This is a genomic window from Veillonella sp. AF36-20BH (assembly GCF_003602765.1).
Taxonomy (GTDB): Bacteria; Bacillota; Negativicutes; order Veillonellales; family Veillonellaceae; genus Veillonella; species Veillonella hominis.
Genome location: NZ_QTLR01000009.1, coordinates 1 through 13,653, shown reverse-complemented (window position 1 = coordinate 13,653; position 13,653 = coordinate 1). Strand labels below are relative to the sequence as shown.

Sequence of the window (13,653 nt, the reverse complement as noted above, 5' to 3'; positions counted from 1 at the left end):
AATACGCCACGTCTCACAATAATTCAAATCATCTCAAAATTAATTTTATAAAATTGATTTTGATGAACCTATTATAGTACGCCTGCTTTTACAATGCAAGATATCAATTTATAACTTTTCTTATGGAAGTATAATTATTATAACCGTATATCCTCCACTAGATAAATACCTAGAACCCTGAAAGAAGCTGTATAGAATGTATTCAAATATCTAAAATCTAAAAAACATAAAGGGCATTCACTAGCCGTCGCTAGCAAATGCCCTTTATGCATATAGTTTGAGAGTGTAAGGACTGTTGAGAGAGAGAGTATATATGATCTAGATAAGCTTTAGAGAGAACTTATTAAGAGAGAGAAGTTAAAATATTACTTATCTAGAGTCATAGTCAGCCTTACTTAAATAAGTATACATGGAATATCTAAACTATCAAAGTAACTATATAAACAATTCTTAAACCTTTGATTATATCTCTATAATAAAATCTCTATAAAGTCATATCTAATCAACAACCACGAACAACGTGAGTATAATGTGAATGCATATTCTCGATACTAAACGAATTTATACCCTACACCCCACACTGTAATAATATGCTTACTATCAGATGGATTATCCTCAATTTCTTCACGTAAACGATTAATATGAACCGCTACAGTTGCATAATCACCATAGGAGTCAAGTCCCCATACACGAGAATACAATTCTTCTTTGCTAAATACAATATCACGGTTACGCATCAAGAACTCTAACAACTGGAATTCTTTCTTTTTGAGATGAACCTCTTTTTTATTCACCCATACTTTCATCATTTTAGGGTCGAGACGGATTTCACCGGATTGAATAGCGTTTGTTTCCATTGCATCGCGCTCTGTTAAACGTTTATATTGCGCCAACATAGCTTTAATCTTCGCAATCAATACAGATGGAGAGAATGGCTTTTCAATATAATCATCAGCGCCTACGCCTAAGCCACGGATTTTGTCGATATCATCAAGACGCGCAGTTACCATAACGATTGGTACACGAACTTTGTCACGAATTTGACGACAAACTTCAAAGCCATCCATTTCTGGCAACATAACATCAAGGATAATAAGGTCTACAGGAGTATTTAATGCTGCTTCAATGCCATCTATACCATTAGTCATAATCGTTACATCATAGCCCGCCACCATTAAATAATCACGCTCAATATTGGCAATATCCAAATCGTCTTCAATAATTAAGATATGTTCACTCATGATTCTTCTCCTTGCTTAGGAAACTCTAATATAATACGTAGACCATGTGGCCTTACATTTTCAATCATAACTCGGCCTTCAAAGATTTCCATAATTCGACGGATAATCGACAATCCTAGGCCACTACCTTCTTGAGGATTCGTACGAGACGAATCTACACGATAGAATGGGCGCATCAGACGCTCTAGAGATTCTGGCGGCACACCTGGTCCATCATCACTGATGACACAGTATACAAAATCATCATCACTCGTTACATCTATGATGCAGTGACCAATATCGGTCATTTTATACTTAGCACTATTGTTCAACACATTCTGCAAAACACGTTGTAACAATTGTGGGTTAGCATTGATAAAAGGTGTTTCCGTAGCTATACGGACCTTAATCTCAAGCCCCTTCGATTGATACGGAGCTAAATGATCTTCTACAAAGTCACGTACAAACTGACCTAATTCAATTCGCTCAGATGGACGAGATTCTTTTTTATAGTTCAATGTTGTTATGAGGAATAGTTCCTCTAACATAGAATCTAAATCATTGGCCCGCTTCAAAATAATCCCCATGTATCTTTTTTGTTGCTCTTCCGTTGGTGCAATACCATCACGAACACCTTCAGCGTAAGCTTTAATAGCCGTCAACGGAGTTCGTATATCATGGGATATACCAGCGAGTAACTCTTTTTGTTGTTCCTGTTCCATTTCAATCTGACGATTTGCCATTTCTAACGACTTTGTCATGTTCTTAACGTGAATCATGATAAATCGTGTAACAAATCGGTTAATAGCAAAAAATGTAACAATAAAGAGCAATATGGAAACTACGATAATATAGAAAGATACGGATTCTATTAAGCTATCACTACCATGAGTAGCACGCCTAATCGCAATATGGTATACATAGGAATGACGTCCATCGTACTTTCTCATTTCATAAACGAAAGTATTATTGGATTGATATACGATGCCCTGTAATTCAGGGTTAACATCAATAAGACCAACAATGGCAGAAGCACTATAGATTTGTGGATTACCGTAGTTATACACCATACTTCCTTGATCAAGTACTTCAACATATACTTCCTTTGGATCAAGTAAGCTATAGCTAGGCTTAACCAAGCTATTAATTAGATCATTTTCTAACCCATAAAAGGTAATGGTTTCAGTTATTCGACTGACACTTTTAAACTGTTGTTCCTGCTCAATACGCAAATAGTAACCGGCATTGGCCAATATGCGCAAACCTGTAAAATATAGCAAAAATAAAATAATTGCTATTAAAATAGGTACAACAAACAGCACAACATTGGATATCCAAATTCGTATTTGTAAATTCACAGGATTACCTCAATATCATAAATAGTAGATACTCTCTATAGTTTACGCTATTTTTAATACTTAACGCAAGTAAAACACGCAAATATCCAACATATTATTCACTATTCTTTCATACGTAGTTTATAATTGACCGATTATTCAAAGGTATCTCGACCCTTTTAATATCTAATACTTTTCGTAAAAATTATATTTTCACACGCACCCATGTATCTTATGGCGATATGAAAATTGGTAATATCTAATATTTCATAGTTCCTTAGTCTCCCCTTTTAATAGGAACTTGTCTATACTGTTTATAAAAAATCTAAAATATAAAAAATGAAACAACTATTGAATCTCTTCATTTAATAAAACAAAATATATACTGGATTATACTATTTCTCTATGAGGATAGATTAAATATGGTCAAAAAAAAGAGGATTCCTAAGAATCCTCTTTTAAAATTTGGATTAACGACGATTTGCATCGAAGAAGTTAATAGCAACTTCTGGGAACATAGCGTAAGTCAATACGTCTTCGTCAGTGATGCCATTGTAGCCTTTAGAAGCTAAATCTTGACGGTAACCTTCCAATTCAGGTTCGATAAGATCTGCTGGACGGCAAGTAATAGGTTGTTCATCACCAATGATAGTTTGACGAATTTCATCAGAAATTGTACCAGGTAATTGACCATATTTACCACGAACAAGATCTTTAACTTCGTTAGGAACCATTTTGTAACGGTCGCCCATCATAACGTTCATCATAGCCATTGTACCAACGATTTGGGATGTTGGAGTTACCAATGGAGGGTACCCCAAGTCTTCACGAACGCGTGGCATTTCATCCATAACGTCAAAGAAGCGATCGCCCATACCCATTTCGTTCAATTGGTTTTGAGTATTGGACAACATACCGCCAGGAATTTGGTAACGACGAACAGCAGGGATTACATCACTAGCTGGTTTCAAGTTGAACTCTTCAGCGATTTGTTGTTTTACTTTACGGAAGTGGTCAACTAATGGAATGTATTTATCAAGGTCAAGACCAAGATCCCATTCAGTACCTTTGAACATTTCAATCATAGTTTCAGTAGCTGGTTGGCTAGTTGCATGAGCAAATGGAGAGATAGCAGTATCGATAATATCTACGCCAGCTTTAGCAGCTTCCCAGTATGTAGTACTAGCAAGACCGCAAGTGAAATGGCTATGCAAATCGATTGGCAATTCGCCAAAACGTTTTTTGAAAGTAGAAACCAAATCATATGCATCAGCAGGTCCTAACAAACCGGACATATCTTTGATACAAAGGGAATCAGTACCCATTTCTACCAAAGTTTCAGCTACTTTCAAGAAGCTTTCAGTTGTGTGAACTGGAGAAATTGTGTATACCATAGCGGATTGAACGTGTGCACCAGCTTTTTTGGAGTACTTAATAGCAGCTTCCATATTGCGTGGGTCATTCAATGCGTCGAAAATACGGATACGGTCGATACCATTTTTTACAGCCGCATTACAGAATGCTTCTACTACGTCGTCGGAGTAGTGTTTATAGCCCAACAAATTTTGACCGCGAAGCAACATTTGCAATGGGGTATTTTTCAAATTAGCTTTCAATTTGCGAAGGCGTTCCCATGGATCTTCATTCAAGAAACGAAGACAGCTGTCATAAGTAGCGCCGCCCCAACATTCAAGAGCTTCATAACCAATATCATCTAAAAGGCCGAGCACTGGTTCCATTTGTTCGTAGCGCATACGTGTTGCCAAAATAGATTGATGACCGTCACGAAGAACGGTTTCGCAAATTCTTAATTTTTTAGCCATGTTAATCCTCCAAATCGAAATAGTCTGTGTATGTAACTTTATACACTCATTAAACAACTATCTCATACCTATTTTTTTTACGATTTTTTCGATGTCTGCTCACACTAGCCAAACGCGCTAAAATCGTAATACATACTTATATTAGACTACTTATAAAATTCTTTGTCAACAACCACATTATGCTATTTACTCATAATCTCATGTATTCAAAGATGATTTTTTCGTGATGAATATCACAAAAAACTGCAGAAGAACTAGAGTTTAGCATGTATGTTTAATCAAATTAATTTTTTTGTAATTGCTCATTTTAATGAGAAACTAAAAATTATATCGTAATAATTTTTGGTTATTATTAAATACTTTTCAAAATATATCGGTATTTATAAATGTAGTAATTCGATAAACGTCGGTATGCTTATAAGCTCATCAATTTTATTAATAACTAAGCCGATATTTTTAAATGCATAAACATGCAAAAGAACCTGCCCATTTACGAACAGGTTCTGACCTAATCTTTAAAATTTGAGAGTCCCCATTATACGGCTTACTTCTCAGGCTTAACCTTTTTAGGCGCAGTTTCAAGGACAATATTTTTACCTTCCCGTTTCACCTGAATAGAGAAAGCCCCTTCCCCTTCTTTAAAATACTCCATCTTGATATCAAGGAGCATTTTACCAATCATAGTCTCTACTTTTTCAGTTAAGAAATCACGGTAAAAAGCATCTTCTTTTTGCTTTGGACTTTGATGAACTACTGGTTTCTTAGCATCTCGCTCCTTATTGAGCATAGTATCTTCGAAATTTTCTGTATCCTTAAAATTTTTCATCATATCCGCATCGGATAAACCTTTTTGAATTTTAAACTTTGCCATGTGTATCTCCTATCAGTTCAAAAATTGCTTTCTTTACACGTACTGGATCAATACCAGACATACAATATTGATCTGGCTTAGGACAACGTCGTTTTCGACACCCCAAGCAATCTAATTCGTCATTTACGAGCACCTTAAAGGTCCCCGTCAGAGGGCCCCATAATTTAGGGTCCGTAGGGCCAAAGAGTGCTACTACAGGCTTATTTAAAGCTAACGCAATATGCAGAGCTCCCGTATCTGCAGTAACTACTACATCACAACTTTCAATTAAAGCCCCTAATTCTTGAAGCGTCGTTTTCCCTAACATATTCAGTACGATTTTATCAATGCCCTCATCTGTTAGCGAGTCCATCAAGGGTTTGTATTGAGTAGCCTCTTTAGGGCCACCTAAACAAACAAAATTTGCTCTATATTGAAGGGATTTAATGAGGGAGTACCATTTTCCCTGAGGCCATTCTTTCGTTGCCCAAGAGGTGCCTAATACAAGCCCAACTCGTAGAGGTGTATCCACCTCCCCACGATTCAAAGAAATGTCGTTATCAATCGTTTTCCACTGTTCTTCTGCCCAACTATGTAAATTTGATGGCGCCTGAAAATCCATGTGGTACAGCGTATTAGCACTAGATTCATTTAGTGGAGAACTGCTTTCAACACCGCATTTAGCTATGTTAAGCGATGTATCTAAATTTGCATGTTCAGTAACAGCCTTTGTTAACAACTGAGCTACCTCTACATAGCGCTTAATCATGTGTTCTGTACTAGGCTTCGTTTTATAGTTAGTAAACAGCCAATTCAACTCTTTTGTGCCACCAAGGCCAAGTCTAATGGGGGCTCCTGAAGCTAATAGTACTAGCCCTGTTATGAGTCGCCCTTGCACATCAACGGCTACATCAAATTTATAAGGCTCTAATTTGGCCTTAAGATCCCACCACATGCGCCACATTGTAGGAATATGTAGTTTTTTAGAATGTGCCTCGTATTCATCCCGTTCCCAGGGAATTATTTTATCTACATAGGGATTGCCCTGCAGGAGCTCTACCATACTAGGCGTTACAATCCAATGCAACTTAGCATCAGGATACTGTTCCTTAATCCACCGCGCAGCAGGTGTAGCATGCAAAACATCACCTATGTAACTAAGGCGTACAAATAATATATTCATAGATATCCTTAGGGTACATACTATTATAGGAATAAAGCCTTTATAATGAAAGAACATTATAAAGGCTTTTTCTTAAGATTTCTTTTTACTACCACTACTATTTGATGATTTAGAAGATGTAGTATCTTCTGTTACCTTAGTAGTTTCTTCACTACCATTCTTAATGATGTTTTTTACATCTGATAATGTCAACTCATTAAATGTAGTAGGGTGGTTGTATTTGTAAACTGGATTGAATCCTACACCTAATTTACCAGTGTAAACAGTCAATGCATTATTGTCCTCATCAACACGGGCGATGTAAATGGTTTTGTCCATATCAACACCGATAAAGCGGAAACGCCCTTCAGGGTTGATAACACGCCATCCCCCTTCAATGCCGTTGAACATGAATACATCCCCAGTTCTCACATTATCGTAGAAGAAGTTATCTTCATCATAGAATACACCGATATGACCGATATCAGTAGCTTGCATGTAAACGCGACGTGTATCGTAGTTAGCATCGGTACGATAAATGCGATATGTGTGTTCTTGAACTTTTACCTTCATATACACCACATTTGTCGCTTCAGAGTACGCAGCATCTACAATTTTACTGCCCCGAGGCAAGTCTTCAAGTTTCGTATCAACTTCGTGTTCTGGATCATCCGCATTGAGGCGTGCCATGACAACATCTCTGGAGTCATATAAACCCATGACAGCATAGTTACGGTCTGGCATCCAGTTGAAGTAACTAATCGAACGGCCCTTCAAATCGATATTTGTAGGCTTACTTTCATTAGCCTTGTAAATTTTCAAAGAGTTTTCTGTAACAACGGCCATAAATTGACGGTCATAGGACACATATTTAGTGCCTTCCTTCACATCAGGGAAGTTTTTAGTATCATCTTTTGATGCGCCTGCTACGTTAAACTCTGTAGCCGGTGCAAACATATATTGATCAAGGTATAGGTATACCCCACCTTGCAGAAGAATACCTACCGCAAAGGCGCTCAGTACACGCGTAAAAGGTTTCATCTGTCCTCCTATTTCACGATAAACGCCGTTGGGATCATGCGTTCCCCTAACAAATCGGCAGGTTTATTTACGACTTTACCATTTAGGTACAAAGTTGAACTAGAACCGCCATCTAAATTTGCTGCAATGTAGCAACCTTTTTCAAATAGAATATCTTGTACGTCACGCAAGGTAGCACCAATGGAATACCCTGGTTGACGACCATCGATTACGAGGAATAGCACTGTACCATCTTTCTTTTGACCGATAGCAGTACGAGGACCTACGCCCCAGCCACCATCACCTTCGGTAATCATCTTCTTGCCATCAACGATAAGAGGCGGACCAAAGGTAATACCTTCCATGGCCTTCATATCACTGAGCTGAGTTTTATCATAGTTACCAGCGATAAGATTACCAGATTTAGAGAAACCTACAAAGTCTACGTCTTCATCAGGGCCTACATCCTTACCGATAACGTACTCACCGTCATGCAAGATGAAACCATATGGCAAACGGCCTGTACCAGTACCATTAGGGTCGTGGAAACCACCACCATTAATCGCTGCTACAGCATTATTCATTTTTGCAATATTACTTGTAGTATCGCCTTTTTCTTGAATATTAGCCGCTGTACCTACTTGAATACGACGAGGATCAGGAATTTCTAAAATATAGCCTACATAACGAGCAGACTGGATTTTTTCAAGATTTAAAGTCTTATCTTCACGAGCATTAAACTTGAACAAATCTTGGCTTTTAACAACCCCTACAGTCCCCAAAATAGATTGTAACTCGTCTTCATTAAACAACCATGTAATGTAATGAGGATGGCGAGATTGTAAGATAGCACCAATTACAGCGCGCTTTACATTATTAAATGGTCCAAAGAGCACCACAAAGGGTGATGTGACAACGGTAAATAAGAACACCATAATGATGAACTTTACCCAATTCTTTTTGAACAATGTATTTCTCCTTATAAATCAGTGAAATGTTCGGTGCTAATGCGTTCTTCAAAATGCTTGATATCCACCGCATTGCCTACCCAAACACGCAAAATATTATATGGATTATCACCAGTATGAGCCCAGCCAGATTTCATAGCCATCCCCATTTTAATGCCAGCTTTCTTAGATGCTGAGTCGGTGAATTCATTTTTATCTCCATATGGATAGCAGAACCAAGGATTATCCTTAATGCCTACTTCTTTAGCAAGTGCCTCTTGGGCCTTTGTTATATTTTCAATTTGTTTTGCTTCCGACAATTGACCCATTTCTATGTGTTGGAAACCATGGTTTGAAATAGTAATACCATTTTTGTGCATTTCACGCACTTGATCCCAAGTTAGACGCGTCCCAACATCGCCAGGATTGATAAATACAGTCGCCGGGAATCCATATTCTTTCATAATTGGATATACGATAGAATACGTATCTGCATAACCGTCATCAAAGGTTAACACAACAGGTTTTTCAGGCACCGCAGCACCATTTACAACATAATCATACAATTGATCCATCGTCAATGGATTATAGCCATTATCCTTGAGAAACTTCATTTGTTCTCTAAACAAATCCTCCCGAATAACTGCATCATTATCTTTGTCGTCGCCGACTTTATGATACATAAGAACAGGAATACCCGTTGGATGTACCATCTTAACTTCTTTTGCAGGCGGTACTGAACTAGTAGGTTCTGTTTTTTGTGAAAGCAATCCACAACCTGCCACCACCATTGCCAATACCAAAACTAACAGTGTTACCAACGGAATCCGTTTCATAGGTCCTCCTCTATTAGAACACAATTATATACAGAATATTATAACATTTCCATGAAGAATAGTAAAAATTAACGCTTTATTAGTACTTCATCAATCGATTTCCGAGGTCTAGGATACATGGACTCATCTGGAATACCTATAGCAATGATTGCCTGTACATCGTGAGGAATATTTAAAAAGGCTTTACTTTCACTTTGCATAAAATACACATCATTCATCCACAGTGTGCCTAACCCAATCGCTTTAGCTCCCAGTAGAATATGCTCTACAAAAGCACCAATAGCTTGTAGATCACTTTTCTCCCACACGCGAGTATAGTCAGGCAAGTGATCATAAGGATTAACTACAAAGAGTAAATCGCTAGCTGTTTGCATAGCCTTAAGGCTAATTTCTAAGCTGCCAAAATGTTCTTTTCGCTCTTTATATTGCTCTAACACCTGAAAGCCTAAATTCACAAAATGTTCTTTCTCCACTGCCGTCACATGAATAACCTGCCAGGGCTGACGATTTTTAGGCGATGGAGCTCGCATTCCGAGGGCTACCAAATTTTGAATTATGTCTTCTCCAACCGAAGAAGATTTTTTATACCGACGTACGCTAGTTCGCGCATTTATAACATCTATTATTTCCATATTTTCACCAAAAGATCTAACATTATCTAAAGTAATAACCTATATCTCCATAAATAGTATGCAAACTATTATTATCAAAAGATTGTAAAAAAATTAAACTAGCTTTATCGACTCTTATATTGTAATACACTCAATAATGCTTTAATATTCTAATTATAATACACATTACTAGAATTATACTCATCTAATAGATAAAGGATTCTCTATGAAAAAACGCTTAAGCCTTATACAAATGGACGTCCATGTAAACGAAGTGAAATACAATTATGTGCGCGTCCAAGAATTACTTTCACAAGCCCTATCAGAAAAGCCTGACATTATCGTCTTGCCCGAAACATGGAATACAGGATTTCATCCATCTAAGGATTTAATCAATATTTCTGACAGAAATGGAGAAAGAACAAAAGCTTTATTAAGTACATTCGCAAAAGAACACAATGTAAACATTGTGGGCGGTTCTGTAGCCGTAGCAAAAGAGGATTTAGTATTTAATACCTCCTATGCTTACAACCGTGAAGGTACGCTCGTAGGAGAATATTCTAAAATGCACGGATTTAGCCCTGCTAAAGAGGATACCTATTTTGCTAGCGGTACCCATACTACGCATTTTGAACTAGATGGAATCACTTGTAGCACCGTCATCTGTTACGATATTCGCTTTCCTGAGCTCGTAAGAATGGCTGCATTATCAAATACAGAGTTATTATTTGTACCTGCTCAATGGCCTACTATGCGTTTACGCCACTGGCAAGTATTAAACGAAGTGCGAGCTATTGAAAACCAACTCTTCTTATGTGCTGTCAACGGCTGTGGTACAGTAGGTCGAGTTCAAAGCACTGGTCACTCCGCTGTATACGATCCATGGGGTACAAACCTCCTCGAAATGGACACTAGGGAGGGCATCTCATCTGTAGATATCGACCTCACCGTAGTAGAGGATATTCGCAATAAAATTAACATTTTTAGAGATCGCAAACCTGAACTCTACAAACTATAAAACAAAGGCACATTGTATTGAACACCCATCTAAAATTATTTCATTGTTAGATAGCCTATTCATATGACAATGTGCCTTTTTATTTTATTTATGGAATTCATATACATTAAAACTCAATAAGCTTCCACATATCCTCTGGAACCTGTTCTAGAGGTTTATTTTTTGCAATTGCTTCTTTTAGAATATCAATAGTATCCTGCACATCTTGTTTATCCTTTGTATTAGGATCATGAAGGATGACACGATTTAAAGAGTCTTCACCAAATTGTTTTACATATTCTTTTTCTACTTGATTAAGTTCACGGCGTAAATATTTCATAGATATCACACCTCCTATATAAAAATCTAAAATATTTATCTACCTTTTATATTATCAACCTTGTTGACAAAAATAAATTATATAATCTTTATTAGGACTGACTGCAGCTCCCAATGCATATGGATGATTCCAACTTTTACCAAAATCAAATAGATAAATCACATACTCATCAGGTATTTTTACAGAGTCTTCGTTAAAGGATAATCTATGTAAATATTGTTTCTGAAGTCTTCGATTCTCAGTTTCCGTATAAGTTGGATATGATTTATCCTTAGATAAACTAGTTTGGTTTATTTGTTTAGGTTTTAATTTATCTCGCTCAGCTTCTATGCGCTTACGAGTCTCGACATACCGTTTAAACTTTGCATCCCGATCTTCACCATCAATCTTAACCTTATTAAATTCACTCAAAATTTGATTTTCTAACTCATATAATTCATCAACAGTTTTATCAATAGGATTATCCAATCTATTTTGAATAAATTTCCCCATAGGAACCGTTGTACTTTCAACAAGCACCATGGATTTAGGCAACAATTGTGCTAAAGTATCTGCATGAGTCATATCCGAATCAATATATTGTTTTACATATACATTTTCTAAATCAGATTTGGAAATAACTAATTTGGAATTTATACGTGCTTCATCAATATATGACTTTAATTGCTCAGACGTACCACCAAATGCAAGTTGTATATGTGAACCGCCTTGCAAAAATCCTGGATTACTATGCATATGAATATTCTTAGCAAAACTTGGTATTCTTTTAGGAAAACCAGGAATTGTAGAAATCACTTTATAATTCTTAGGATCATTGATAGGATACTCAATAAACTCTATGGGTTTAAGGAAACTTTCTAAGAAATCTTTAATCTCAGCTTTAGATCTAGCCGTATATAAATCGTGCCCTTTACCTTTATTTTTATCTAAATATTCTCGAAGTTTCTTTTCATCTGCTACTTTTTTCTCCGAACGTGTCCGATAATTGAGTGTATCAACTAAATTTGTTAATTTAACTTCCCCCTGACCATTCTTTTTCATATATGGACTTACGACACGTAATGGTTTATCTCGACCTCCGATGAAATAGCCTTGACTACGTGTTTTTTCATTATTATAGTTATTGATTTGTTTGAGCGACTTTTCATCCTTATCATTGTAAAAAGGATCAAACGTCTTATACTGATTTCCAAAATCTGCTTTTTGTGATACTTTTAGTCTCTGAGCAGAATGCTCCTGTTCTTGCGCATTTAATAACACCAGTTCTTCAATTGAAAGTTTCCTTGGATTTCCTGCACTATCTTTTACTATATTTCTGATAGCACCAGGAATCACCTCAATCCGCTCTAATTTTAAATTTTCTGTTGAGTTTATATCATTTACAATACCTACATTTATATTTTTAACTGGTTCTTGTAGGTTTGCAGCAGAACCAAGTTGAACTGAAATCGCTAGCGAAAGTATCGTTAATGATATATTTTTCTTTTTCATGTATTCCCTCTATAAAAAACGGCGTATTAACGCCATTTTTGTCGCTTCTATATATTAATCAATAATAATAGAGTATTACCAAACTGTATCGCCCGAAATATAGGAATTAATAGCACCTATGATGAGCTTATAGATCAGTGGACAGCCCTATCGTCAACAATGATAATCGATATGTAATTACATCAACGGATAATTCTTCTAATAATAAGGACAGATATCACAATGATACCAAGGACTATACTCCCAGCTACTATATAAGGCCATATAAGTACATCCCGTACATCATTCAATATTTTTATATCAAAGATTGGCATATAAAGTAGTAAGTTCCCCAAAATCCAACCGATTGGTCCTATGAACTTTAGCTTCTTAATCGTATCCATTTTATCTAGAATAGACTCGGTTACCTCTGAATCCTTTTCGACAGATACGTATTCTTTATTAACGTAAAAGCCTTTTGAATATTCCGTTTCAAAAGCCCACTCTTGAACAGAAAATGTAGCAGTACCATCAACATTTTCATACTCTTTATATTTAGCAGTATCAGTAGTACCTACGTCTACCTCACCCCAAGTGCCTGTTACCATCTCATAACCACTATCTAAGAGTTTCATATCGGCTGGTAGCGCTTTTCCACACAACTTGGAAAACTGGTACGCATCTCGCTTCTTATCCCAACTGAGCCAAAACTCTGCATTATTCTTATGTCTAACTAACTTATACTCATACCCAATTTTTCCATGAGTATCAATATAGCGTATCTTGCCTAAGATCGTATATAAATCCCTTCGAATACGTAATGTCTCACCATAATTAAAAACCATAATCTTCTCTCATACTGAAAACTACACACATAAATGTATATTACTAATTACTATGATTGTACACGGATTGTGAAAACCTGCCAACACTTCTCAGATTTAAAAGGAGAAGATAAACTCATTAAATATATTTTAATATCAAAATAAATCATAACCACCCGTAGAACGGGTGGTTTGCTCTGACCCTATAAGGGTCTT

Annotated in this window: 13 protein-coding genes; 1 reads left to right on the top strand and 12 read right to left on the bottom strand. The window is 36.6% G+C overall.

Going from position 1 to position 13,653, the window contains the following annotated elements:
• Window positions 1-551 precede the first annotated feature (551 nt).
• The 9 genes from DW000_RS08900 to DW000_RS08860 form a co-directional block, all read right to left on the bottom strand.
• On the bottom strand, window positions 552-1,241 hold the full coding sequence (locus tag DW000_RS08900) for a response regulator transcription factor (RefSeq protein WP_060919508.1): 690 nt from the start codon (window positions 1,239-1,241) through the stop codon (window positions 552-554).
• A complete protein-coding gene (locus tag DW000_RS08895; protein ID WP_060919507.1) occupies window positions 1,238-2,578 on the bottom strand; it encodes a HAMP domain-containing sensor histidine kinase in 1,341 nt (446 codons plus the stop codon). The genes DW000_RS08900 and DW000_RS08895 overlap by 4 nt, the downstream gene beginning before the upstream one ends.
• A gap of 449 nt (window positions 2,579-3,027) precedes the next feature.
• Window positions 3,028-4,380, bottom strand: a complete 1,353-nt coding sequence (locus DW000_RS08890; RefSeq protein WP_008602782.1) for a pyruvate carboxylase subunit B — start codon at window positions 4,378-4,380, stop codon at window positions 3,028-3,030.
• 544 nt (window positions 4,381-4,924) lie between these two features.
• Complete coding sequence (locus tag DW000_RS08885; protein WP_060919506.1) at window positions 4,925-5,251, bottom strand: hypothetical protein; 327 nt, start codon at window positions 5,249-5,251, stop codon at window positions 4,925-4,927.
• Entirely contained in the window at window positions 5,238-6,413 is a 1,176-nt protein-coding gene (locus tag DW000_RS08880; RefSeq protein WP_120056108.1) for a glycosyltransferase family 9 protein, read from the bottom strand. Before DW000_RS08880 ends, DW000_RS08885 begins: the two co-directional genes overlap by 14 nt.
• Window positions 6,414-6,485: 72 nt before the next feature.
• Window positions 6,486-7,433, bottom strand: a complete 948-nt coding sequence (locus DW000_RS08875) for a hypothetical protein (protein ID WP_120056106.1) — start codon at window positions 7,431-7,433, stop codon at window positions 6,486-6,488.
• Window positions 7,434-7,441: 8 nt separating this feature from the next.
• Complete coding sequence (locus tag DW000_RS08870) at window positions 7,442-8,380, bottom strand: phosphodiester glycosidase family protein (protein WP_004693677.1); 939 nt, start codon at window positions 8,378-8,380, stop codon at window positions 7,442-7,444.
• A gap of 11 nt (window positions 8,381-8,391) precedes the next feature.
• A complete protein-coding gene (locus DW000_RS08865; protein WP_004693679.1) occupies window positions 8,392-9,195 on the bottom strand; it encodes a polysaccharide deacetylase family protein in 804 nt (267 codons plus the stop codon).
• A 68-nt stretch (window positions 9,196-9,263) separates the two neighbouring features.
• Window positions 9,264-9,827 carry a nitroreductase family protein gene (locus tag DW000_RS08860; protein ID WP_120056104.1) on the bottom strand — a complete coding sequence of 188 codons (564 nt, stop codon included), beginning with the start codon at window positions 9,825-9,827 and terminating at the stop codon, window positions 9,264-9,266.
• A gap of 205 nt (window positions 9,828-10,032) precedes the next feature.
• Here DW000_RS08860 and DW000_RS08855 point away from each other — a divergent pair, with 205 nt between their 5' ends.
• Window positions 10,033-10,824 carry a carbon-nitrogen family hydrolase gene (locus DW000_RS08855; protein ID WP_120056101.1) on the top strand — a complete coding sequence of 264 codons (792 nt, stop codon included), beginning with the start codon at window positions 10,033-10,035 and terminating at the stop codon, window positions 10,822-10,824.
• Window positions 10,825-10,930: 106 nt separating this feature from the next.
• Here DW000_RS08855 and DW000_RS08850 read toward each other — a convergent pair whose 3' ends face one another.
• From DW000_RS08850 to DW000_RS08840, 3 genes are all read right to left on the bottom strand, one after another.
• A complete protein-coding gene (locus DW000_RS08850; RefSeq protein WP_060919501.1) occupies window positions 10,931-11,143 on the bottom strand; it encodes a hypothetical protein in 213 nt (70 codons plus the stop codon).
• A 54-nt stretch (window positions 11,144-11,197) separates the two neighbouring features.
• A complete protein-coding gene (locus DW000_RS08845) occupies window positions 11,198-12,634 on the bottom strand; it encodes a hypothetical protein (RefSeq protein ID WP_060919500.1) in 1,437 nt (478 codons plus the stop codon).
• A gap of 182 nt (window positions 12,635-12,816) precedes the next feature.
• Window positions 12,817-13,458 carry a hypothetical protein gene (locus tag DW000_RS08840; protein WP_060919499.1) on the bottom strand — a complete coding sequence of 214 codons (642 nt, stop codon included), beginning with the start codon at window positions 13,456-13,458 and terminating at the stop codon, window positions 12,817-12,819.
• Window positions 13,459-13,653 lie beyond the last annotated feature (195 nt).